Raw genomic sequence first — 23,377 nt, 5'->3', positions numbered from 1 at the left:
ACGTAATTGGGGTATGTTTCTGTGCATGCGTCAAGCGTCAGTTTTAGCGCTGACGGTAGGCGATCACCAGCTGCACGATGGTAAGAGCTACGAGTACCGCCGAGAAGGCAGCGAGGAGCTTCATCTCCTGCAACCAAATAAAGATGCCAAACCCTACGAGCACGACGAGCCGTACCCACAGGATTGGAATGAGGCGTTGGGAATTCATGAAGAACAGTGAATCTTACTTCTCAAAGGTGACGCGGACGTTGATCTCGCCAGTTTCGGAGATCCGCGCGGCGATCATTTCAGGAGTCTCAATACCGAAATCGAGGCGGTTAATCGGGATGTCGCCACCCAAGATGATGGTGTCGCCATCGCGGACCACCTGAAAATCCTGGCTCACGCTCTTGGTCTGGCCGTGGATGGTGAGATCGCCTGTGAGTGGGACGGTGACTACTGAGCCGTCGTCAGGCACGGCGGAGACGTCTGCGGGCTCAGTCAATGTGAAGGTAGACTCTGGACACTTTGTGACCTCAAAGAGCTTTGTCTTCATGTTCTGGTCGCGCACCTTCTTGTCCGTGGTCAGGCTCGCCATGTCCACGGCGATGTGCGCCTTCTCAACGGTGCCGTCCTTGATGGTGGCCTGGCCGGTGACATGCTTGGTTGAGCCGGATGTCGTGCGCTTATCGGCTGGGAGGATCTCATCGATAGTAAAACCTGCCGAGGTGTGGTTATATGCCGTACCTTGCGCCACGTGCCATTCGCCATCGACGTTGGTAGTAGCGGCCTGGACCTTATCCGCATTGATGGGCTCGGTTTTGACACCGCGGCCCATGATCAAAGAAAACACGAGTGGTCCTAGGGCCAGCGCTGTCGAGGCCACAATCAGGATCACGAAGATACTAACGATCAATTTGCGGTTGCCTAATAAGGATTTCATGTACTATCTCAATTCCTCAAGCTTTCGAGCCAGTGCGACCAGTTCAGCACACAGCTGTTCCATCTCTTCAGCGCTGGCGCTTTCCGACGCTGCCGTAGCAACATCCTCAGCGCAACACCGCAGCTCAAAGAGGCCGTCGCGGAGACGCTCAGCCTTCTCTGGAGTTAGGATGACGGCATCCGCAGGAATGGGCGTTCCAACCACGTTGTGGCGCTGCTCGTAGGCTCGCTGCTTGCAGGATGGCGAGCAGAACTTGCGTGGCCTACCCCGGCCGCCCTGCGCGATTTCCTTGCCACACCACTGGCAGGTTGCCGGGCTGCGCCTTGGCGGCGTGCCGGGCTGCGGATCCTGTGTACCAATCACCTCAATCACCTTAGCCCATTAACCCGAGGGTGGGAACAAAGGCAAGGGGCCATTCGTTATAATGATAGATCTTTGGGTGATATAGGTCGACCCTGATCCCTTTCCTACCTCAACACTTGAAAAGGATGATGTTGCATGGCAGATCGCGTACTCCGTGGCAGCCGCATGGGCGCAGTGAGCTACGAAACCGACCGCGACCACGACTTGGCCCCGCGCCAGATGGTGAAGTACCGCACCGAAGACGGCGACATCTACGAGGTGCCCTTCGCTGACGATGCGGAGATTCCCGAGGAGTGGATGTGCAAGAACGGTAAGCTCGGCACTCTGGTTGAGGGCGAAGGCGTAGAGTCCAAGCCCGTGAAGCCGCCGCGGACCCACTGGGATATGCTGCGCGAGCGTCGCTCCATTGAGGAGCTGGATGAACTCTTGACGGAGCGCATTGAGAATCTGCGTTCGCGACGTCGCGCGGCGGCACGCCTCCTCAAGGAGCAGAAGGCGCAGGAAGAAGGAGAGGCCTAGCAGCCTTTGCGCGCCGCATAGAATTCTCAAGGGTAGTGAATCCACGAAGAAGTGGATACCACTACCCTATTTTTCGTTTTGGGCCCAGCTTGCCCGCAGCGCCTTATGCGGCGCTGCCATCGGGAGAATCGGAATTGAGTTCGGGCCATTGTAGCGCCAACTCAGCGAGATAGACTGCGAGGGCCGGACCGAGCACAACGAGAAAGAACAGGTAGCCTCCCCACTGCGCAGGGAAAAAGAGCGGGTACAGTACCAGCAGTGCCCAAGGGCACACTGCTAAAAGCGTACGCGGAAGGTGCGCTACCGCCTTCATCATGGCCGTTGTGCACCGTTGACTAAACCTCAACCCTGGCGCATCGAGGTGGAAGAACCACACACTAATGCAGCTTATGACAATGAGGCCTGAGACCAGCGCAGCGCGAAGCACTACGCCCATCGTCCCGAGCTCAGCCTTTGCGATAATGGCGAATTCATAGGCGGCCAAGGCGCCTACGGCGAGGCAAATGAGCCACCATGCAGTGTTTACCCCGGGACGCGTCACAAGGCCCCGAACGAAGGCTGAGCCGCGGCGGGAACCTTCTTCGCGAACCATCTGACCAGTCACCGCGTGAGCGGTGCGTAGGGACATTCCCCCAGTGAATACGGGAAAGCACGTGATAACCAGGAGAACGTTAACGATGACGAGGTCAGCGAAGAGGCTCAGAGCAGCATAGAACTTCGATTCGGGGCCGAGCATGCGGTTCATGGTTTTCTAACCTACCGCACTGCGGATTAGCCCTTGACAGCGCCGGCAGCAACACCTTCGATGATGTGCTTCTGCGTGGAGAAGTAGAAGATGACGATAGGAATAATGGCCAGAACCAGCATCGCCATCATGGCGCCCATATCGCGGTTGCCGTTGGAGCCAACGAAGGACTGGATGACTACCGGGATGGTCTTGTAGCGGGTGGACAGGCCGATGACCAGGTACGGCAGCAGGTAGTCGTTCCATACCCACATGGCGTTGAGAATGGCCACGGTAATGGCAGTCGGCTTAAGCATAGGCCACACCACGCGGAAGTAGTTCTGGAGCGGGCCGCAGCCGTCGATCATCGCGGCTTCCTCGACGTCCAAGGGGATGGACTTGACGAATCCGGCAAACATGAACACCGATAGACCGGAACCGAAACCGAGGTAGAGCACCACGATGCCGATCGGGTTGTTGAGGTGGAGCATGTCTGCAATCTTGACCGTCGGGAACATAACCATCTGGAAGGGGATGATCATGGACACCACAAAGAGGTAGTACAGAAGGTTCGTCCACCAGGTCTTAACGCGCGTGATGTAGTAGGCGGTCATCGCGGAGAAAAACACGATGACAATCACGGAGAGAATCGTAATGACGAAGGACCACAAGGTCGCTTCAAGGAAGCCCTGCTTGGTCAAGCCCACCATGAAGTTCTCGAAACCGACCCAGGTTTCACCAATGGGTAGGGAGAAAGGATCGGATGAGATAGCGAACTTGGACTTAAAGGAGTTGATGAAGATGAAGAGAATCGGGCCAAGGAACACGATGGTAAAGAACACCAGGATGGCGTAGACAATGAACTTGGCGCCGCCGGACATCCTGGTCTGGTTGTCCGTAGGAAGCTGGTGATCCTTCTTCTTCGGGGCCGGTGCGGCCTGCGCTGAAGTACTGGTAGTCATGACTTAAGCCTCGATTTCCTTGGAGCGGGTCGCGCGCAACTGGAAGTACGCGATGACGACCACGACGACGACGAAGATGACGGCCTTGGCCTGCCCCACGCCCTCGACGTTCATACGGTTGAACAGCGTATTGACGATGTTGAGGGCGACCATCTCGGTTTGTCCGCCAGGTGCACCGTTGGTCAGTGCAAGGTTTTGGTCGAAGAGTTTGAAGGAATTCGACAAGGTTAGGAAGAGACAAATGGTGATTGACGGCATGACCATCGGGATGGTGACGTGGCGCAGCATTTCCCACTTGTTGACACCATCGAGCTCAGCGGCCTCGAGAAGCTCCGGCGGGACGTTTTGTAGACCGGCGATGTAGATAATCATCATGTAGCCAATCAGCTGCCAGTTCAGCAGCATGATGAGGCCGGCGTAACCGAATTTCCAGTCCGCGCTAATAGTCGTGGAATAGTGCGAAAGCACGGCATTGATCATGGTCTGCCAGGTATAGCCCAGGACGATGCCGCCGATGAGGTTCGGCATAAAGAAGACCGTGCGGAAGAAATTTGTGCCGCGAAGCTTGCGGGTCAGCATCCACGCCAAGAGGAAGGCGAAGACGTTAACGGTGATCACGGAGACGATGACCACGAGGACGGTGAAACCGAAGGCTGAGATGAATCCTTCGCGTTGGGAGAAAGCTTTGACGTAGTTGTCGATGCCAACCCACTTGGCGTTAGTGATGGTGGTGAATTTCGTAAAGGAGAGGAAGAAACCCACGATAAACGGCACCAAGAAGGCAATCATGAATGCCAGAAGGGTGGGCAAGACAAAGACTGGGAAGTATTTCTTCAGCGTTGCTTGCATGGTGGTGAAACCTTAAATTCAGGTGGTGCCACGCGTTTCCCAAAGGATGGCGGCGAGGAGAGGGGGGCTGAGGGCGTGGAACAAACTGACGAGTACGTGCCATGCCTCTCACCTACTCCCCTCCCCGCCCTCCGTTTGGGAAGGCGGATGGCGAGGGGATGGGACTAAAGGTTTAGCCCCAGTTGGATTCCTTTTCAGCAGCCCAGTTGTCCTTGAACTGCTTGACGACGTCATCCCACTTCAGGGTGCCGGAGGCATACTGAGACAGGGCTTGGCCGAAGTCATCCTTGAACTGCTGTGACGGGAAGTACTGGAAGTTCCACGGGTAGGTGGTGAGGTCTTCGTTGTCGATAGCTTCCGCGACCTGCTTTGCCAGCGGGTCATTCGGAGTGTCTTCTGCGGAGTAGTTCTTGAACGGGGCAATGAAGCCAAGGTCCTTAACCACGTGCTCCTTGCCGGCATCGGAGGTGAAGAGCCAGTCCACGAAGTCCTTGGTAGCCTTCTGGTCTGCCTCGGAAGCCTCCGAGTTCACACCCAAGTAGTTTTCGGTACCGACGTTGATGCCGTGCTTCTCCTCATCCGGCAGGCCCATGTACATCGGCAGGAACTTGATCTTGTCTTCCTTGACTACGTTGCCGGAGGTCTCGGAAATCTGGGACCATGCCCAGTTACCGTTTTGGACCATGGCGGCCTTGCCCTGAGCGAACTCAGCCATGGAGTCAGAGACCGTCTTAGACGGGGCAAGAGACTTCTCGACGGTGGAGTTGTCCAGGTAGAGATCGAAGAGGTTCTTGTACTCCTTGTTATAGGAGAAGTCGATTTCGTTGGTGTCCTCGACGCCCTTGTCTTGGTACTCCTGCCAAATCGGAGCGTTGGCCAGGTGAGTCTGCCAGCGCCAGTCCTCGCCGGAGGTCAGTGAGGTGGAGGCAAAGGCGCCCTCAATGCCGAGCTCGTCCTTCTTCGCCTGCATGTCCTCGGCGACTTCCTTGAGCTTCTGGTAGCTCTTGATCTCATCGGTGGACTTGATCTTTGCCCCGGAGGTGGCGATGTACTTGTCGAAGATCTCGTCGTTGTAGATGATGCCGAAGCCCTCGACAGCGAACGGGACGCCGCGTACCTCTCCATCTTCAGTGGTCAGTGGCGGGATGTCATCGGTGAGCTGCTTAGCTACCTCGGTATCCGACATGTCTGCCATGTAGTCTTGCCAGGTGATGAAACCAGCCGGGCCGTTGACCTGGAAGAGGGTCGGTGCTTCATCTTTGCCGATCTCAGCCTTGAGGGTCTGCTCATAGGAGCCGGAGGCTGCGGTGACGACCTTGACCTTGACGCCGGTCTCTTCGGTGTAAGCCTTTGCGATCTCCTGGTAAGCGGCATCCTGTTCTGGCTTGAAGTTCAGGAAGTAGAATCGCCTTCGTCGTCAGTAGAGCCTGAGCAGGCGACGAGACTTGCGGCGGCCAGCATGGAAGCCATGCTGATGGATGCGATGCGAGTAAGACGCTTCATGTGGTCCTCATCTTTCTTGATGAAAAGCGGGATGTTGAGCCGTAGATAGACAACCGGCTCGTATGCGGTTATGTCTGGGCGATCCTCCATGACAAAGGCTCTTGCCCAGTGCTACCAGTTGGTCCATAGCTGGTCACTATCCGACTATGAACTGGTTAGCCTGTCTCCTACCTTAGTGAGGTATTCCACACGATCAAAAGAAATCGGGCCTAAAACGCCCGATTGTGACTATATCCATATTCGGGCATGAGATCGCTCCCCATTTAAGGGGCAATCGGGCCTAAAACATACAAAACGATATAAGAAACGGCTGAGAGCGGCTCGATAGACTTGAGCTATTGAGCGGTGTTGGGGCACACGGGCGGTTATGACAAGTCGTCATTCGGTGCCGGCGTCTGAAGCAGCCGAGCCTCGTCGCGGCGGGCGGGCAATACGGAAGAGAGATAGGACGCCGTGGCTTCCGGGAGGGTTACGGCTTCTCCCCTCTCTTGGGCGAGGAACCAGCGGTGGTCAACGATCTCGTGGAAGATCTGTGCCGGTTCCAGCTTGTGGAGCATCTCGACGGGAACCGCAGCAATGGTCGGTTCATACTCGTGTGTCATCCACAAGTGCGCCGCCTGGGTCAGCCCAACATGAGGGTCGCACTCGATAGCCTGATAGGCCTGGATAGAGCCCAATAGGCGTTGCGCTTGGTGCTCCTCGACGCTCAGCCCTGTCAAGCTCAACAGCTCCGAACGATAGTGGCCGGGATCGACTACCACAGGGCGAATGCGCACGACCTGTTTCGACGCGTCCTTGGTGACCTTGAGCTCCCCCACGTCGAAACCCAGCTGGTTAAGGCGGTCGATCCTCTCGGAAACGCGCCAGTACTCGCTGGCATCTACGGATTCTTCGGCAGTTAGCTCTGTCCACAATTCAAGGTAGGAACTCTCGACCAAGCTTCCAAGGGCGATGACATCGATATCTTGATCTAGGCATTCACCTGCCTGCAAGTCCATGAGCTCACCGATGATGTTGACGCGGGCAATGTCGACGTCGTAAAGCCTGCGTGATTCGGAGAGATTGGGCTGGAACTCCCCTGTTTCGGCGTCGACAAGATAGGCCGAATAAGTCTCGGCATCACGCCGGAAAAGGGTATTCGACAGCGATACATCACCCCAGTAGAAATTGAGCAAATGCATCCGCACCAAAAGCACCGACAAGGCACGGATGAGCTTCTCCGCTTCGACGACTGTCAGGTGCCGCGAGAAGATCTCGCGGTACGGAAGAGAAAACTCTAGGTGTTCAGTCACCAGAGCTGCGGTGAGCTCTCCGTAGCTTTCTACAGCCGGCTGGCGTCCCGTGATGACTGCAACGGGACGCACGCTGGGAGCGCCGAGGCGCTGCAGCTCACGCAGCATCTTGTACTCGTGGTGAGCGGTACGCGCACCAATCTCCTTGACTGCGACGATGCCGCGATTGATCCCCACGAAACGCACGATATGCCGGGAAATACCCCTGGGCAGTGCGGCGATGAGATCATCGGGCCACTGTTCCAGGGGCGTATCCCAAGGCAGCGTCAGCAATGCCGACGCGTACGTCGAAGAGGTGATGCTCATGGACTCTTTCATGTCGAGTCAATCCACCTTCTTTGCTGATTTTGGCCTAGAGCTTTGCCACAGCCGTGCTGACGTTCGCGACATGTTCCGCGGGTCAGCCGGCATATGGGCTTAAGGGAGGCGCTTGCCAGTCGACGCCGAGAAGTTGTGCTGGCCGCCTTCCACGATGCGTGCGTGGAAAATGCTGCCCGGGGCAGGCGCAGTGTTCGGGGCTGCACGAACGACGATCTGGCCCGACTCGGGAACGTCTTCGCTCGAGGAGCCGAGATCACCTTCGCCCACCAGTTTTCCGTAGAGGAAGGAGTCGGAACCAAGCTCTTCCACGAAGTCAAGCTTGATCGGGATGGAGAGATCGGTGGACTCGCCCTCGGGGATGATTTCGAGGGCCTCTGGGCGGAAGCCGATGGTGATGCGACCGTTATCCTCCGGCGTCATCGCAGCGACGGTTTCCGGGGAAAGCTTGATACGAGCATGGCCGGAGGTTGCGTTACCGTCCTTGACAGAGAAGGTGCCCAGGTTCATTGCCGGGGAGCCGATGAAGCCGGCGACGAAGACGTTGGCGGGGCGGTCGTAGAGCTCGCGGGGTGCGCCAACCTGCTGAAGGTAACCGTCCTTCAGTACAGCGATGCGGTCACCCATGGTCAAGGCCTCAGTCTGGTCGTGGGTGACGTAGACGGTGGTAACCCCAAGCTTGCGCTGCAGGGCTGCGATCTGGGTACGGGTCTGCACGCGCAGCTTGGCATCGAGGTTGGACAGCGGCTCATCCATGAGGAAGACCTGCGGGTTACGCACGATTGCGCGGCCCATGGCAACACGCTGACGCTGACCGCCGGACAGGGCCTTCGGCTTGCGCTCAAGGAATTCGGTAAGACCCAGGGTGGCGGCGGCTTCGTCGACACGCTTGTTAATTTCGTCCTGGGACTTGCCGGCGATTTTCAGGGCGAAGCCCATGTTCTCGCGCACGGTCATGTGCGGGTAGAGAGCATAGTTCTGGAAGACCATGGCGATATCTCGGTCACGCGGGGCAACGTGGGTGACGTCTTTGTCGCCGATGTAGATGGCACCGTCGGTGACGTTTTCCAAGCCGGCCAGCATGCGCAGCGTCGTGGACTTACCGCAGCCGGAGGGGCCGACGAGGACGAGGAATTCGCCATCGGCGATTTCCAGGTTGAACTTCTTGACGGTGGGTTCCTTAGCGCCTGGGTAGGTCAGGGACGCATCTTTGAACGTTACGGTTGCCATAGCAAACTCTCCTCCATCGGCAGGTACGTGCCGAACGATCCGTAGTGTGAGAATGAAGTGAAGCAAGTCACTGTGCACCAGATAAAGTGCCACCTACGACATTAGCACTGGTGGTGGTTATTACCGCAAAAGCCCGAAAACCATGACAGGTTTTCGGGCTTATTTGCCTTATCTGAGGCTCAGGGGGGTCAGCGTGCATTGCCTCGAGGAGGCTGGATTTTAACGGCTGAGCATTCCTTTAACCAGGCTGGATACCTCGGATACAAAGTCGGACACGGCATTCTTAGCCCTGGAGGCCTTGGAACCAAGCTCCATATCCTTCACTGTGCGGGAAGTGATCTTGGATACTTCCGAGGTGAAGTCGCTGACCTGCTCGGAGCGGTGAGCGACTCCCCACTTGGTCACCTCGAGCAGGGAATCCTTGACGAAGGAGCCGTCCAGCTTGGATTCGCCCAGCTCGCGCTCGGTGAAGGTAATCGGAACCTCGCGGACATCGAAGCCATCCTTGATGGCGCGGAAGGCAACATCTACCTGGAAGATGTAGCCGGCGTTGGATAGTTCCTCAAAGTCGAGGTGCTCTAGCAGTTCGCGACGGAAGGCGCGGTATCCAGCGGTCATGTCGTTGATGCCAGCGCCCAGCGCCACCGAAATGTACTTGTTGCCCAATCGGGACAGTAGCTCGCGGTTGGCCGGCCAGTTCACAGTCTCTCCACCCGGCACATAGCGAGAACCGATCACCAAGTCAGCACCCTTGTCGATCTCCTCGAGCAAGAGATGCAGCTGCTCCGGGGCGTGGGAGCCGTCCGCGTCCATCTCGCAGAGCACCTGGTAGTCCTTCTCCAGGCCCCACTCGAAGCCGGCGATGTAGGCGCCGAGGAGGCCGCCCTTGCCCTCGCGGTGAAGGACGTGCAGGTGAGAATCCTCGGCGGCCAGCTTGTCCGCGGCCTCTCCGGTGCCGTCCGGGGAGTTATCGTCCACGATCAGGATGTGAACCTCCGGGGTGGCCTTGCGCACGCGGCCGGTAATCAGCGGCAGGTTCTCAATCTCGTTGTAGGTGGGGATGATGACCAGAGTAGATTCGCGGGTCGAGCTCACTAGTTCCTTGCTCCTTTTGGTTTCTGCTTTAAGGCGCGCTGCGCCGTCCGGACAAGCGGGTGGAATAGATCGCGTACAGCGCGCAGACCGTTCCAATAATAGTCATGAGCCACTGCAGGAGCGAACCATAACGCACCGCAAATGTACGCCCCTCTCGGAGCGGAAGCTCTTCTTCGAGATAAGCCGGTTCAAAGATCCCACTGTCCTGGCTCACGGAACCATCTGGGTGCACGATGGCGGAGACCCCTGACGTGGCCGCCACAACGACGGCACGATCTGCTTCCATGGCGCGCAGACGGCTCATGGCCAACTGCTGGTAGGTCATATCGGAATCACTGAACGTGGCGTTATTTGTTGGCGTCGTGAGAATCTGCGCCCCGTTGTTAATCGCGGTTCGAAAGGCCTGGTCAAAGCTCACCTCGTAGCAGGTGGCAACGCCGACCGCAGTCCCTGCCATGGTCACCACGCCTGGCCCATCACCGGGTTTCATGTCGCCTGCGAGATCCACCAGATCGGTAATCCGCGCAAAGAAGTCACGCATCGGCATCGTTTCGCCGAAAGGCTGCAGGTACTTCTTGTAGTGATGCTCCCCTACCGATCCATCCGGGTTGAATACCTGCATGGTGTTGCGCGCACCGACCTCATCGCGGGTCAACGTGCCGACGAGGATGGGGGCGTCGATGTCGTGGGCGGCGGCGTCGATAAGCGCCCGTGCGTCGTCGTTGGCAAAAGGATTGATATCGGAGGAGTTCTCCGGCCAGATGACGACGTCTGGCCGTGCGCCATCCTGTGCCGCTTGCTCGGTGACACGGACATGGTTATCCAGCACCGCGCGGCGCTGCGCGGCGAAATCGAGGCCAAGCCGCGGAACGTTTCCCTGGACAGCGGCTACCGTCACAGTACCCGTGGTATGGCTAGGGCGATTCACGCCCTGCGCAGCTACAAGTCCGGCAAGCAACGGCACCGCTAAGAGGGCACAGGCCAACCGTGGCGCGCGCGCAAGCCCCACCAGACCCGCGCCCATGCAGACGACCGCACAAGTAATGAGCGCGGGACCACCCCACGGGGCGAGGTTGGCCAACGGTCCTTCGATCTGACCCCATGCCAGGCGCACCCAGGCAAAGCCTCCAAAAGGTACGGAGGAGCGCAGCATTTCCACCGCCACGTAGAAAAAGGGAAAGAGCGCGAACCCATAGCGCAAGCGCAGCAGTGCTGCCCCACCGACGCCGAGGAGGATGCTGTACAGCGAGAGGAAGATAGCGAGCGCAATATAAGGCATGTTGCCCACGAGCTCACCAATCCACGGCAGCGTGAAAAGGTACAAGACAGCGCTATGGACAAAGGCGATGAGTGTTGCCCACCCTAGATGCAGGGGCTTTCTCCACGGCGCCAGCGCTGCCACCAGCATGGCCATCCCAATGATCCCCGCGGCCCACCAGCCGCGTGGTTCCACCGAAAGATACGTGACCGCGCCCGACAGAGCGGCAAGAACAAGCCGCGCGCACAGCGTGAGCACTAGTTGTTTCCGTCCTCGAAGTCCTCAGGCTTAACGTGTTGGGTCCACGAGCGGATTTCTTCTTCATCCAAGACTTCGTGCGATTGGCCTGACCGATCCATCCCGCTACCTGCTGTACTGCCACCAACAGTGCCGAAGGAACCATAGGAATCGCGGTGCTGTGCCATGGGCGAAGCCTCGTACACGCGCACGCCCATGTCCTCAATCTTTTTGAACATCGATGCGGCGAGAAGTGTGCGGATTATGGAGCGCGTGGGCGCAAAGATGAGCAGAGCGCCAAAAACAGTGGAGACGAACCCAGGCAGCGAAAGCAGGATGCCGCCCACCATGGTCAGACCAACATTGCCGGCCGTTTTGCCTGGGGTGGGATCCTCCATCACATAGACGCCGTCTTCGGTCTGCCGGATGCGGCTGGCCATCATGCGGCGCACTTCCCAGCTGGCAATCGTCATCCCGAACAGCATGGTCAACGCCAAAGCAAGCAGCGCCCACAGCACACCGATCCACTCGGCGACTGCCCAAAACGCCAGGGTTTCGAGGAGGATGTACGCGATGAACAGAAGAAACGGCATGCAGCCCACCATACTTGCTGGACCTGCCGGTTCGCTGGTGACCCTCCCGTAACGATTAAACTTGCGCACCATGTCCCTCACTGAGTCGAAGCATCCTGAATCCGAGACCATGCGCTTCCACCCCGCCGGCGGCGTCGTCACGCCCGAGCAGTGGTTAGCACTGGGCCAGGCCGCCCGTGAACATGGCGATGGCTATGTGTACCTAGAGCAGCACAGTGTTATCAGTGTGCGCGGCGTGAGTAACGAGCAGGCGCTTGGCGACGTCCCCCTCCCCACCGCCGCTGCCCACGTCTTGGCCTCTCCCCTCTCTCTTCAGGCGCGCCGGGTAGCGCAGCGCGTTGCTGATGCCTTATCTGAAGAGGAAGGAACCTCCCCGGCTATCACCCGCGCTGCGGTCTTCGGCGTCGATGGTGGTGCTGGCGATCTCCTCGCACACGGCGTGGCGGCGGGACTCCAACTATCCGGCGGCAGTGCAGGGCAGGTCGAGGAAGCCGACTCCGCACGCCTCATCCGTGAGGGGGCAGCAACTGGACCGGCGCTGGGATTATGCGACGCGATTTCGCAGCTCGTGGACTACGTGGACGAGGTCTCCGCTGAGAATCCAGAGGCCATTGACCGGTTGTCCTCGGCTACACCTGCCGGACTCGCGCAATCGGATGTGCCCATTGGTTGGTTAACCGAACACACTGCGCCCGGCCGCGTCGATCTCGGCGCGGGCCTCCAAGATGGCGTGTTGCCCGCAGAGTACGCAGGGCTCATTGCTCAGCTGGGAGCAGCGATCACCGTTACTCCGTGGCAGGGCTTGGTCATCCACGATTTGGCGGAGGGCGATGCGGACGTCGTGCTCCGAGTCCTTGCTCCGCGCGGCTTCATCTTCGATGCCAATTCCCCCGCGCTCGGACATCGCTAGCGCGGCATGTGCCGCCAGATGGGGCGCGGGACAAGCTTCATGACCCAGGCCAACAGCTGAAGCGTCCGTGGGATCCACAGCGTGCGGGACACCGGCCGCGAACCCGACGAGGATTCGACGGCCTTGACCACAGCTTGTGCGACTACGTCAGGTGTCACCGACAGGGGCGCGGGTTTCATCCCTTGCGTCATGGACCCGATAACGAAACCGGGGCGCGCGGTGATCAGCGCTAGGTCGCTGCCCTGCAGGCGATCCGCCAGACCTTGGCAGAAGGCATCGAGGCCAGCCTTGGTTGAGCCATAGACATAGTTGGCCCGCCGTGCACGCCAGCCCGCAATGGAGGAAAAGGCCACGATGTGGCCTCTTTTCATGACGTCGGCCAGCACGGTGAGCATAGATACCTGCGCGGCATAATCAACCAGAGCGATGTCGAAGGCATGGGCTTCGTCGTGCTCAGCTTGCTCCTGGTCACCCAAGATTCCGAAGGCGACAACCGCCGTCGTGATGTCCTCACCCGCGAGCGCTGCAGCTTGCTCGATAACTGCGCGGTGGGAGGACACATCCGCGGCATCGAAGGAAAGCGTGTGAACGGACGTTGCTCCGTTGCGCAGAAGCTCTGAGGTGAGCTCATCCATGCCGTGCTCACCCCGCGCGGCAAGTACTACCGGGCGGCCTGCGCACAACCGGCGTGCAAGCTCGCCGCCAATATCGCTGCGCCCACCAAGAATTAACAGCGCGCCCATTAACGCAACCCCCTCGGAGCTTGGTTCAAAGACTCGTAGCCGGACTCGGTGGTCACCACGATGTCCTCGAGGCGCATGCCCCACTTTCCGGGTACATAGATACCGGGTTCGATTGAGAAGGCCATGGACTCTGCAAGCTCCAGCTCGTTTCCTTCCATGATGAAGGGCTCCTCGTGCGTCGACAAGCCGATGCCATGTCCGGTGCGGTGCGTGAAGTACTCACCCCAGCCGGCGCTTTCGATCACACTGCGTGTCGCACGGTCGATCTCCTGGGCAGTCGCCCCGGGCCGTGCAGCAGCTCGCCCGGCAGCTTGGGCCTCTTCCAACACCGCATAGGCTTCCTGGAAATCAGCAGGCGCCGCAGAAGGATCCGCGCCTACCACGTAGGTGCGTGTGCAATCAGAGTGATAGCCGGAGGGCAACGTGCCCCCGATATCCACCACCACGGGATCACCAGCGCTGAGTTCGCGCTCCCCATAGTCATAGTGCGGGTTCGCACCATTCGGGCCGGAACCAACGATGATGAAGTCCACCTCTTTGTGCTCGCGCAAGATGAGCTCGCGCAAATCTGCCGCTACGTCGGCCTCAGTGCGGCCAGGCTGCAGGAGACGTGGCACCTCTGCATGGACGGCATCGATAGCCATTGCCGCAGCGCGCAGCTCCGCTACTTCATCTGGGTCCTTGCGGCTAAAGAGCTCAGCCAGCGCCTCGGTAGCAAGCACATACTCCACATGCGGAGCATCCGTTGAAGATAGCGAAGACGGCTCTACGTGGCGGCGAATCGTGGACTGGAAACGCAATACGTGGTCCGCAGTTAGCGAAGAGCCCACAGCCACGGTGGTCGGATGCGTACCGTCTAAGGCCAGTGCATAAGGGTCCTGCCCATCGCTCCATCCCACCAGCTGGGCAGCAACGCCTTGAAGCGATTCGATGTCGGTGCTGGGTGCGACGATGATCGGTTCGGCATCGGGACGGATGACCAGACAGGTCAAACGCTCATGGGAAGAGACCCAGGAGCCCGTAAGATAGGCGAACTCTGCGCCGGTACCCACGAGCAACACATCGATATTCTTGGCAGCGGCAATCGCGCGGGCGCGGCTCAAGCGGGAAGCATAATCAGTCATGGCAGTTAGCCTACCGCTCGCCTTCGTCCAGTTAAGCTGGGCGCCGTGAATTCCTATCCCGCAGCCGTCAAGATACGCACCCGCGGTAGCTATTGCTCGGGTGTGCTCATCGATGCATCCTTAAACCCCCGCACCCAGCAGCGAACCCGGCTGGTTCTGACCTGTGCGCACTTCTTTCGCAATGGCGTGGGCGATGGAGAACACTACAAAGTCAGTGGCGGGTTCAACCGGCGGATCACCGCCGTGCGCACGATTGACGGGACCGATATAGCTGTGTGCCTGCTTGATAAACCAGCACCGCCCCGGGACCTTCCGGGGCTCGCTAAAAGCGCACAGCATTTTCGCGCGCCAGTCAGCACCTGGGGATATGGCGGAAAGTCCCGCCGCGCACAGAAGCGAACGGGGTTGTTTCTACTGCCCTTCTTTCGCACGTGGTCGGTCGATTTCCTCACCACCGTCTCCCCCGCCGGATTCGTCTTCAACACGATTCCGGCAGTCAAGGGTGACTCGGGAGGGCCAGCACTTGTCGACGACTCCGTCATCGGAACCCAAGCCCTCATCCTCAACCCATTGGGGAGAAACCTGAAGCTAGCCACGGTGGCGCTGGTCGCTTCCTACCGCAAGGCCATCGCGGCGGCAGCCACCGCGATGCTGGACTTGGTCGAAGGAAATTAAGCGCCGATGGCGACAACGCCTCGTTGAATCGCGTCAATGGCGCGCCGGGCATTGCGGCGAATCTCTTCTTCGTAGCCTGTCTTGGCTACCTGCTGGAGCAGGTCGATGACCTGGCGGCACCAACGGACGAAGTCACCCGGAGTCAGCTCTGCGCCGGACTCGTTAGCCGCGGCCATGCAATAGGCCAAGGGTGCGCCCGCCGTCCACTGGTGGATGGCTAGCGCGAAGGCAGGCTCCGGTTCACGGGTCTGTGGCAGATTATGGCGCTTCTCATCGCTGACAAGCTCCGCGTAGATGCGCCACGTTGCGTTCATGGCGTCCGCCATTTCGTCGCTAGCCGCACCTGGTTCGCCGCGGGTGGCCTTGCGGTTTTCGAAGACGCACAGGGAGGCAACGCCGGCCAGCTCTGCCGGGTCAAGGTCATTCCAGATACCCCGCTTGAGGCATTGTGCCACCAGTAGGTCGGATTCGGAATGGATCTTGGCCAAGCGCTCGCCTTCGTCCGTGATGACCGGCTCGCGGTCCTCGCCATAGCCTTCAAACTCCACGTAATCCATCTCTGCCAGCAGGTCCACGATGCGCTCGAAAGTGCGGCCGAGGGTATCCGTGGCGCGCTCCACCTTGGCTTCCAACTTGTGGAGCTCGCGCTCGCGTCGGGCGAGCTTTTGGGCCACACCGGCCAGCTGCTCGCGGTCGGTCGCCGGCCAATTGTGCACCGGGTGCTCGCGGAGGGCATCGCGCAGCTGCGAGATCTTCTTGTTGGGACGATTGCGCGGCTCAGTGCGCATCTTCTTAGGCCGCTTGTAGTAGTCGCGCTTGAAGGCATCCTGAACATACTTGGTATGCCGACGCGGATTCTTCTGGGCCGCTCGCGGCAGCTTCATGTGGCCGACCACAATTGGCGGATTATCTATACCGGCTGCATCGATGCGGCCTGACCATCCGGTCTCCGTGGTGACCCAGGGGCGTGGATCGGCGGTCTGGTTTGCCGGGGTGATGACAACTGCCAGGGTTGGTCGCTTCTTCGTTGCGATAGCGATGACCTCACCCACCTGCAAGCGGGCAAGAACCGCCGCGACCTCCTTGCTCCTCTCTTCCCTCTTGGAGGCACGCGCTGACTTTTCTTCCTCAGTCAGCGCGCGGCGCAGCCTCATATAGTCCATGAGGATCTCCGCCGGGTCTTCACCATCAATTGTCGGCGGAGCCAAGTTATCTACGGCCTGATCCAACTGTGCCCGAAGCTCACGGACCCGGTGCTCAGCGCGCTCAATTTCGCGCGTTTCTTCCACGACAGAGCCATCCGCCTGGAACTGCGCAAAGGACTTCTCCAGCAGACGCAGAGAGTCATCGAAGCCGAGCATGCCCAGCAGGTTGATGGCCATGTTGTAGCCGGGTTCGAAGGTAGAGATGAGCGGATAAGTGCGGGTCGATGCGAGCCCCGCCACCGCGGTGGGATCCATGGCGGGTGCCCACTGCACGACGGCATTGCCCAAGGTATCGATGCCACGCCTGCCCGCGCGGCCGGTGAGCTGCGTGTACTGACCCGGTGTCAGGTCCACGTGTGCCTCGCCGTTAAACTTCACGAGCTTCTCAAGGACCACCGTGCGCGCGGGCATATTGATGCCCAGGGCAAGGGTTTCGGTGGCAAAGACCGCACGAACCAGGCCTTTGACGAAGAGCTCCTCCACGATGTGCCTAAAAGCTGGCAGCATACCCGCATGGTGGGCGGCGAAGCCACGCGAAAGCGCCTCGCGCCAGCGCTTGAAATCTAGGACCTTGAGGTCTTCTTCCGGAATGCCTTCCACGCCCTTATCGACGATGGCCTTAATCTCAGATGCCTCCTCTTGGGAGGTCAACACCATGCGGGAGCGCAGGCACTGATACAAAGCGCCATCGCAGCCCGCTCGGGAAAAGATGAAGGTAATCGCCGGCAGCATCTCCATTGCCTGCAGTTCTTTGAGTACCTCTGGACGGCCCAGCGGTCGGTAGCGGTCCTGCGCACGGGGTGCACCGCTGCGCCGATCCTTGTTTCGGTCGTTGCGTCCTCCGCCTTTATGTCGGGCACGTGCACGGAAGCTCGCACGGTTTTGTGCATAGTCTGCGCGACCGTTATCGCTGTCTCCTGCTTCTAGGCGCTGGATACGCCGCGCCAACTCAGTATTGACCTGGCCGCCTGAATCAGGCTCGAAAAGTGGGTAGATCTTGCGCCCCACCATCATCCACTGGTCCAGCGGTACGGGGCGCTTGTCGGTGACGATGACCTTGGTATCTCCGCGCACGGTGGTTAGCCACCGGCCGAACTCCTCGGAATTGGACACCGTTGCCGACAAACCGATGATGGAGACATGTTCCTCGAGGTTGAGGATGACCTCTTCCCATACCGCGCCGCGCGAGGCATCCGCCAGGAAGTGGATCTCATCCATCACCACGTGGGTCAAGCGGTCCAATGCGCCTGAGCCCGCATAAATCATGTTGCGCAGGACCTCGGTGGTCATCACGAGGATGTCCGCGGAAGAATTGATGGAGACATCACCCGTCAGCAGCCCCACGGCATCCTCGCCGTGTGCCTCAACCAGGTCGTGGTACTTCTGGTTACTCAGCGCTTTGATAGGGGTGGTGTAGAAACAGCGGGTCCCCTGGCGCAGCGCCAGGGACACGGCGAACTCACCAACGACCGTTTTGCCCGCGCCGGTGGGAGCACAGACCAAGACTCCGTGGCCCGCTTCAACTGCTTGGCATCCTTCAATCTGGAAATCATCCAGTGAGTACGGCAGTGCTTGAGTGAACTCGTCCAGATGCGTCAGTGTCATAAGTCCCCAGGGTACCTGTCAGGCACCGCGAACTAGCGCGCCGGTCCCCAGCGCCAAGGAAACGTTTGAACAAGTTCCCTAAAAGGCTGACCAGTTTACAGAACGTCGTCGAAAAAGCCGCTCTGCGGGGGCTGAGTATTCCTCTGTTGAGGCTGCGGTGCCGGAGCTTCACCCGTTGAGGCCGGGGGAACAGGCCTGGAAGATACCGGCCGCGAAGACGCAGAAACGCTCATGGATGCGGACACCGGAGTCGGTGCGCCAATGGCACCCGGACCTTCGTCCAAGGACGAGGCTGTTTCATCATCCAGATCCATCCAGTCTGGGCGCTGACGCTTCTGGCGCTTGTCGTTGATTCGACAGAACTGGAAGGCCAATTCCACGAGGAGTACGAGGGCACCGGCCAAGACCAACATCGAAAAAGGTTCTTGGCCGGGTGTAACCACCGCAGCGAAGATCATGATGGCGACAATGATGATGCGGCGCTTGTCCTTGACGTCATCGTATTCCAAGATACCTATCACATTGAGACATACCACGAGTAGTGGGATCTCAAAGCTCACGCCGAAGATGAGGAGCAACGTCAGCAGGAAGTAGAAATAGCGCTCACCGGTTAGTGCCGCGGTCTGGTACTCGGAGCCCATCCCCATGAGGAACTCCAAACCCACGGAAAGGATGAAGTAGGCAAGAAGCGCGCCAAGCACGAAGAGAACTACCGCCGTGGAGACAAAAAAGAAGGTGAAACGGCGCTCGTTCTTATGCAGACCGGGCACAATGAATGCCCATATTTGATAGAGCCACACCGGTGAGGACATTACTGCGCCAGCCAACGCGCCCACTTTGAGGCGCAGCAGCAGCATTTCGAAGGGGCTGGTGGCGAGCAAGCGGCATTCGCCATCCGCGGTGAAAGAGATGCGCTTTTCCTCAGGCAGCGAACAATAGGGCCCACGCAAGATCTCGCCCAGCGGCGCCATATTAAACGGAGCGTTTTGATACCAAATGAATCCGATGATGGTGCCTACCACGAGAGCAAGCAAGGAAATCACGATGCGCCGACGCAGTTCTTGGAGATGTTGGACTAGGGTCATCTCCCCCGTAGGATTCTTGGGCTTGCGGCGCAGCTTTGAGGTCCACTTTTGCTTGCGTGCGCTAGACGCGGGATTCGGCGGTGTACTCGCGGTACTCAATGCAATGCCTCCCTAGAAAGCCCACAGCGGCACACACGCCCTTGGAGTTCCAAGTCCCTTGAGCGTGGTGTGCCTACCGAGAAAGATGATTAGTTCTGATTTCCGTCAACCGGCTTGGATGCGCGCGGCTGCATTTCCGGGCTGTTCCAGAAGTCCTCATCGTTCTTCTTCGATGCAGCAATTTGGGCCTGCTGCTCGGGAGTGTTGTTCTCCTCCTTCATCTCCTTGACTTCGGACTTAAAAATGCGCATGGAGCGGCCCATCGAACGAGCTAGCTCCGGCAGCTTCTTGGCGCCGAACAACAGCACGATGACGAGAACGACAAGGCCGATTTCCAAAGGTCCCACGGTCATTGAGGGTGCCCCTTCTTTCTAGGTTGATGAAGCGTACGGTTCCATGCAGCAGCGCTGTACGGGACGCACGCAGGAGAGCTCTTAGTCTGGCAGTTGAGTATAACGCTCCAGCGCCCGATTTCTATGCTCCGAAATGGCGTCGACAAGCTTTTGCGGCCCCACGACCCGCATTCGGTCGGCTTGGCCGAGGGCGAAGCGGCTAAACCATGCTTCAGAGCCGACGGGCATTGTTGCAGCTATGAGGCCATTTTCCAGTGTTTCTCCGAGGGTGATGTCGTAGTGCTCTGCCAGCCAGGTGAATTCTTGGTTAATCTCCAGCTGTGCAACGAGAGTGTGATCTAGACCAAAGGGGGAATCGGGGTTGAAATCCAGCTTGCGCACGTGCGGGGTGGCACTGGCGTCGAGTACCTCAACATCACTCATGCGGTCCAAGCGGAACGTGCGGTGCTCCCCCACCGAATCATCCCAGGCCACCAAATAGGGTTCGCCATCCACGATGAAGATTCGTGCCGGGTGCACGGTGCGCTCGCTGGTGCGGTTGGAGGACATGCTCCAATAGGTGAAACGGACCTGCCGCCGCTTGTCGACGGCCCCCGCCAACGCCGCTTGCACCTGAGATTCCTCCGGATCCGTTGTGGCCAGGGAATCGTAGATGGCGGCGGTCTTTTCATCCATAATCGCGCGCAGTTTCGCGGCGGCAGAGTGGACCGCGGAGACGTCGACAAGCCCCGGCATTGCCTCAAGAGACTCGAGCGTCAGCAACAATGCGCCGGCCTCCGTTGGGGTCAGACGCAGGGCCTGGGTTAAGCCTTGGTCGTTGTAGATCTCGATGCCGTCGCGGTAGCTGAAGCTTAAGTCAATGAGGTCTTCAGTATTGCGGCCCACCCCGGAGCAGAAGAGCCTATCGACGGCATCCTTAAGCTCAGCGGGGGTCATTCCCAAATCCTCGGCCGCCTCCATCGGGGTCAACCCTGGGTGGTTGCGCAGGTATGGGATGAGGTTGAGGGAGCGAACAAGAGACTGCAGTTTGCGTGGCTGATCAGCCATGGTGTGATTCCTCCCCACTCAAGAGCGCGACGATGTCTGAACGAACTTCTGTCGGTTCAATCACCACGACATCTGGTGCATATCCCGCGGCGGTGCGCACTAGCCAATCGCGGCGCACGCCCGTCAGCGCAAGGAGGCCATCCGCGCGTCTGCGTCCGGCATCGACAAGCTCCGCGGCCTGGCCATCTGGTACCTCAAGGAGGGCATCGACGGTGTCTCCCCGGTCAAGCGCTTCCACGACGAGATCTTGCAGCGGCGCGGTGGGCTCGAGGTGGGTGGCCGCAGCGCGCGAGCGCCTGACGTTGTCCACGCGGGTGGCGCGGAAGGTCCGGGGTGCCTCCCGGTCCACATCCCACCCGACGAGGTAGACGCGATCACGGTGATTGACCAGCCCCCACGGGTCCATGTGGCGGCGAACCGGCTCGGCTGAGGGCGTGGCAAAGTAATCAAAGGAGATGCGCAGCCCCGCACGCACGGCGGTAATCACCCCGGTGACGAGCTCTGGGCTCAGCCTGGTCATGTCGTTGACCGCGGTATATACCGGCGCGCCGCGCAGGTCGCGGGAGGCTCCCGAGGCCGCTAGCTTTGTCCACGCGGACAAGCTGAAATCACTCAAACCGCCCGGGGTGCCAATCCCGCCGGCAACGCCCAACACCATGGCTTCCTCGGGTGTGAAGTCCACGGGAGGCAGCTGGTAGCTCTCAGGATCAAGGCGATACAGCGAGCCTTCCACACCACTGCTGTGCACCACCGGCACTCCGGCGCGTTGCAGCGTCACAATGTCGCGGGAAAGCTGCTTCTGAAAGGCCTCGTCGCTGCGGGATTGATAACCCTCGACGTTGGTGCGAATCCAGGCAGCGCTGCGGTCGGGAACGCCGCCTTGGTGCGCTGCGCCGTGGAGGGCAAAGGTGAGGTTGGTGAGCCTTTCGATGGCTCGATCTCGGACTGGTGTCCGAGCCGCAGTGCGATCTGCTGACGGCATGATGGCAGGTTCCTTGTTGAGGTTCGGGGCCTTAAGCACCTTGGTGCGAACGCATGTAGTCTAACAACCCGTCTAAGCGCGGGTCCTCGGATACGAAGGGGTCGGAGAACTCTTCGGTCATGGGTTCTGGGCGGTTGACTTTCATCCGCGTCCAATCCACCGTCACAGCGGCATTGAGCTCGCGGGCAACGGCGAGGAACTCGCCGCGCAGCTTGGCACGGGTGGTCTGCGGTGCGGTATCGACGGCGGCATTGATTGCTGCATCATCGATCCACTGTTCCACCATGCCGCGCTGCTCCAGCACGCTGTAGAGACCGCGCCCAGGGCGAATGTCGTGGTAGGTCAGGTCAATCTGGGCCAGCTTGGGGTGCGCCCAATCTCCGCCCAGGCGCTCGCGGTAGCGGTTCAGCAGGCCGCGCTTAATCACCCAATCGATCTCGCGGTCGACCGCGGAAAAGTCTTGTGTGTCAATGGCCTGGAGGGTGCGCTTCCAGAGATCGACGACGCGTGCGAGCTCAGCCGTTGGTGTCCCGGTGTCCTCGCGGTGCTCCAGCCAACGCTCTGCGGCGGCACACAGTTCTTGCTGGATTGCGAGCGCGGTGGTGTTGCCGCCTCCCTCGAGCGGAAGCTCGGTGCGGCCGGTGGAATCGAGCGCGATGGTGCGGATGTGCTGAATTGGATCAAGCACCGAAAGCTCCGGTACCTCAAAGCCAGCCTCTAGCATCTCCAGCATGAGCAGCGTGGAGCCTACTTTGAGCGCCATCGTGGGCTCCGCCATGTTGGAGTCGCCGACGATAACGTGCATGCGGCGGAAACGCTTCGAATCACCATGCGGTTCATCGCGGGTGTTGATGATGGGGCGTGAGCGAGTCGTCGCAGAAGACACGCCCTCCCACACTTGGTCGGCGCGCTGTGAAAGCACGAAACGCGCAGGCTCGTCGCCCTTGGCAGGTTTAATCATCCCGGCGCCGCAAATGAGCTGGCGGGTGATCATGAACGGCAGGAGGGCCTTGCCGAGGTCTTTGAGCACCACGTGGCGGCCAATGAGGTAGTTCTCGTGGCAGCCGTAGGAATTGCCCGCAGAATCGACGTTATTCTTGAACAAGTAGACGGCGCGCTTCTCCCCCTCCGCAGCCAAGGCTTCCTCCGCCTGTACGGCCATGCGGTTGACCATGGCATCGCCAGCGCGCTCGTACGCGATGAGCTGGCTCAGGCTATCGCATTCAGCGGTGGCGACCTCCGGGTGGGAGCCGACATCGAGGTAGAGGCGCGAGGCGTTGGGGCTAAAGATGTTCGAGGAGGAGTACTTCGACACGATGGGCCGGAAAAGCACGCGAGCTATCTCATCCGGGGACATGACTCGCTGGCCATGGGAAGCACTCGCCGTGATTCCGTACTCGGTTTCGATGCCCATGATCCGCCGTGCGTAGACAGGGGCGCTACCGGAGCGCTGTTCCACCTTTATTCGCCGCCCTTTTGGACGTAGGAGCGCACGAACTCCTCGGCATTGGATTCCAGGAGCCCATCGATCTCATCGAGGAGATCATCGGTTCCGGCGCTGTTGATGCTGACTTGTCCAGCGTCGAACTCTTGTGAGTCTCCTCCCTCACCGTTGCCGCCGCCGGCATTGATCTGAGACTGCTGTCCGCTCATTGTCAGAGCTCCTTTCGCGAGTGGAGGTTTG

At 59.5% G+C, this 23,377-nt stretch carries 23 protein-coding genes and 1 pseudogene; 3 read left to right on the top strand and 21 right to left on the bottom strand.

Annotation, left to right across the window (positions count from 1 at the left end; all coding sequences use genetic code 11):
* Nucleotides 1–43: 43 nt before the first annotated feature.
* Genes ACUY3D_RS03835 through ACUY3D_RS03825 form a run of 3 tightly spaced genes read right to left on the bottom strand, consistent with a single transcriptional unit; the run spans nucleotide 44 to nucleotide 1,285 of the window.
* Nucleotides 44–208 (bottom strand): hypothetical protein, encoded by a 165-nt coding sequence (locus ACUY3D_RS03835; RefSeq protein ID WP_168163001.1) that lies wholly within the window; start codon nucleotides 206–208, stop codon nucleotides 44–46.
* Nucleotides 209–223: 15 nt separating this feature from the next.
* A complete protein-coding gene (locus ACUY3D_RS03830; protein WP_250223888.1) occupies nucleotides 224–922 on the bottom strand; it encodes a YceI family protein in 699 nt (232 codons plus the stop codon).
* Between the two features lie 3 nt (nucleotides 923–925).
* The gene (locus ACUY3D_RS03825) at nucleotides 926–1,285 is read right to left on the bottom strand and encodes a hypothetical protein (protein WP_250223887.1); all 360 of its coding nucleotides are present in this window, start codon (nucleotides 1,283–1,285) and stop codon (nucleotides 926–928) included.
* Between the two features lie 135 nt (nucleotides 1,286–1,420).
* Here ACUY3D_RS03825 and ACUY3D_RS03820 point away from each other — a divergent pair, with 135 nt between their 5' ends.
* Nucleotides 1,421–1,804 carry an RNA polymerase-binding protein RbpA gene (locus ACUY3D_RS03820; protein ID WP_010186588.1) on the top strand — a complete coding sequence of 128 codons (384 nt, stop codon included), beginning with the start codon at nucleotides 1,421–1,423 and terminating at the stop codon, nucleotides 1,802–1,804.
* Between the two features lie 103 nt (nucleotides 1,805–1,907).
* Here the strand turns inward: ACUY3D_RS03820 and musI are convergent, their stop codons facing one another.
* The 9 genes and pseudogenes from musI to ACUY3D_RS03775 form a co-directional block, all read right to left on the bottom strand.
* Nucleotides 1,908–2,549, bottom strand: a complete 642-nt coding sequence (gene musI / locus ACUY3D_RS03815; protein ID WP_250223885.1) for an ABC transport system MusEFGK2I component MusI — start codon at nucleotides 2,547–2,549, stop codon at nucleotides 1,908–1,910.
* A 26-nt stretch (nucleotides 2,550–2,575) separates the two neighbouring features.
* Nucleotides 2,576–3,490, bottom strand: a complete 915-nt coding sequence (locus ACUY3D_RS03810) for a carbohydrate ABC transporter permease (RefSeq protein ID WP_143335529.1) — start codon at nucleotides 3,488–3,490, stop codon at nucleotides 2,576–2,578.
* A 3-nt stretch (nucleotides 3,491–3,493) separates the two neighbouring features.
* On the bottom strand, nucleotides 3,494–4,339 hold the full coding sequence (locus tag ACUY3D_RS03805; RefSeq protein WP_070520471.1) for a carbohydrate ABC transporter permease: 846 nt from the start codon (nucleotides 4,337–4,339) through the stop codon (nucleotides 3,494–3,496).
* A gap of 172 nt (nucleotides 4,340–4,511) precedes the next feature.
* Nucleotides 4,512–5,842 (bottom strand): annotated as a pseudogene (locus ACUY3D_RS03800) (ABC transporter substrate-binding protein).
* A 365-nt stretch (nucleotides 5,843–6,207) separates the two neighbouring features.
* Nucleotides 6,208–7,452: a DUF4032 domain-containing protein gene (locus ACUY3D_RS03795; protein ID WP_269948256.1), complete on the bottom strand. Its 1,245-nt coding sequence runs from the start codon at nucleotides 7,450–7,452 to the stop codon at nucleotides 6,208–6,210.
* Between the two features lie 99 nt (nucleotides 7,453–7,551).
* Nucleotides 7,552–8,682: an ABC transporter ATP-binding protein gene (locus ACUY3D_RS03790; protein ID WP_070520478.1), complete on the bottom strand. Its 1,131-nt coding sequence runs from the start codon at nucleotides 8,680–8,682 to the stop codon at nucleotides 7,552–7,554.
* Nucleotides 8,683–8,901: 219 nt separating this feature from the next.
* A complete protein-coding gene (locus ACUY3D_RS03785; RefSeq protein WP_448240366.1) occupies nucleotides 8,902–9,777 on the bottom strand; it encodes a polyprenol monophosphomannose synthase in 876 nt (291 codons plus the stop codon).
* 28 nt (nucleotides 9,778–9,805) lie between these two features.
* Nucleotides 9,806–11,293 (bottom strand): apolipoprotein N-acyltransferase, encoded by a 1,488-nt coding sequence (gene lnt / locus ACUY3D_RS03780; protein ID WP_448240365.1) that lies wholly within the window; start codon nucleotides 11,291–11,293, stop codon nucleotides 9,806–9,808.
* Nucleotides 11,293–11,865: an FxsA family protein gene (locus tag ACUY3D_RS03775; protein WP_448240364.1), complete on the bottom strand. Its 573-nt coding sequence runs from the start codon at nucleotides 11,863–11,865 to the stop codon at nucleotides 11,293–11,295. Before ACUY3D_RS03775 ends, lnt begins: the two co-directional genes overlap by 1 nt.
* Nucleotides 11,866–11,935: 70 nt before the next feature.
* On the opposite strand from ACUY3D_RS03775, the gene ACUY3D_RS03770 reads away from it, so the two are divergent.
* Nucleotides 11,936–12,775, top strand: a complete 840-nt coding sequence (locus ACUY3D_RS03770; protein WP_070520490.1) for a ferredoxin-like domain-containing protein — start codon at nucleotides 11,936–11,938, stop codon at nucleotides 12,773–12,775.
* On the opposite strand, the gene ACUY3D_RS03765 is transcribed toward ACUY3D_RS03770, so the two are convergent.
* Nucleotides 12,772–13,518: an SDR family oxidoreductase gene (locus ACUY3D_RS03765; protein WP_070520492.1), complete on the bottom strand. Its 747-nt coding sequence runs from the start codon at nucleotides 13,516–13,518 to the stop codon at nucleotides 12,772–12,774. The genes ACUY3D_RS03770 and ACUY3D_RS03765 overlap by 4 nt on opposite strands.
* The gene (locus ACUY3D_RS03760; RefSeq protein ID WP_448240363.1) at nucleotides 13,518–14,642 is read right to left on the bottom strand and encodes a M24 family metallopeptidase; all 1,125 of its coding nucleotides are present in this window, start codon (nucleotides 14,640–14,642) and stop codon (nucleotides 13,518–13,520) included. The genes ACUY3D_RS03765 and ACUY3D_RS03760 overlap by 1 nt, the downstream gene beginning before the upstream one ends.
* 45 nt (nucleotides 14,643–14,687) lie before the next feature.
* Between ACUY3D_RS03760 and ACUY3D_RS03755 the strand changes: the two genes are divergently transcribed.
* Complete coding sequence (locus tag ACUY3D_RS03755) at nucleotides 14,688–15,317, top strand: trypsin-like serine protease (protein WP_448240362.1); 630 nt, start codon at nucleotides 14,688–14,690, stop codon at nucleotides 15,315–15,317.
* Here the strand turns inward: ACUY3D_RS03755 and ACUY3D_RS03750 are convergent.
* The 7 genes from ACUY3D_RS03750 to ACUY3D_RS03720 form a co-directional block, all read right to left on the bottom strand.
* A complete protein-coding gene (locus ACUY3D_RS03750) occupies nucleotides 15,314–18,127 on the bottom strand; it encodes a DEAD/DEAH box helicase (RefSeq protein WP_448240361.1) in 2,814 nt (937 codons plus the stop codon). The two genes, ACUY3D_RS03755 and ACUY3D_RS03750, sit on opposite strands and share 4 nt — an antisense overlap.
* A gap of 95 nt (nucleotides 18,128–18,222) precedes the next feature.
* The gene (gene tatC / locus ACUY3D_RS03745) at nucleotides 18,223–19,212 is read right to left on the bottom strand and encodes a twin-arginine translocase subunit TatC (protein ID WP_143335216.1); all 990 of its coding nucleotides are present in this window, start codon (nucleotides 19,210–19,212) and stop codon (nucleotides 18,223–18,225) included.
* A 188-nt stretch (nucleotides 19,213–19,400) separates the two neighbouring features.
* Nucleotides 19,401–19,664, bottom strand: coding sequence for a Sec-independent protein translocase subunit TatA (tatA, locus tag ACUY3D_RS03740; protein WP_070520503.1), 264 nt, complete (start codon nucleotides 19,662–19,664; stop codon nucleotides 19,401–19,403).
* 81 nt (nucleotides 19,665–19,745) lie between these two features.
* Nucleotides 19,746–20,711, bottom strand: coding sequence for a helix-turn-helix transcriptional regulator (locus tag ACUY3D_RS03735; RefSeq protein WP_143335217.1), 966 nt, complete (start codon nucleotides 20,709–20,711; stop codon nucleotides 19,746–19,748).
* On the bottom strand, nucleotides 20,704–21,693 hold the full coding sequence (locus tag ACUY3D_RS03730) for a helix-turn-helix transcriptional regulator (RefSeq protein WP_448240360.1): 990 nt from the start codon (nucleotides 21,691–21,693) through the stop codon (nucleotides 20,704–20,706). Before ACUY3D_RS03730 ends, ACUY3D_RS03735 begins: the two co-directional genes overlap by 8 nt.
* Before the next feature lie 31 nt (nucleotides 21,694–21,724).
* Entirely contained in the window at nucleotides 21,725–23,107 is a 1,383-nt protein-coding gene (gene pafA / locus ACUY3D_RS03725) for a Pup--protein ligase (RefSeq protein ID WP_070520512.1), read from the bottom strand.
* Nucleotides 23,108–23,154: 47 nt separating this feature from the next.
* Entirely contained in the window at nucleotides 23,155–23,346 is a 192-nt protein-coding gene (locus tag ACUY3D_RS03720) for a ubiquitin-like protein Pup (RefSeq protein WP_070520514.1), read from the bottom strand.
* Between the last annotated feature and the right edge of the window lie 31 nt (nucleotides 23,347–23,377).

Source organism: Corynebacterium guaraldiae, from assembly GCF_053480195.1.
Note: the sequence above shows the minus strand (reverse complement) of the source record. Positions and strands in the feature narration are given on the sequence as shown.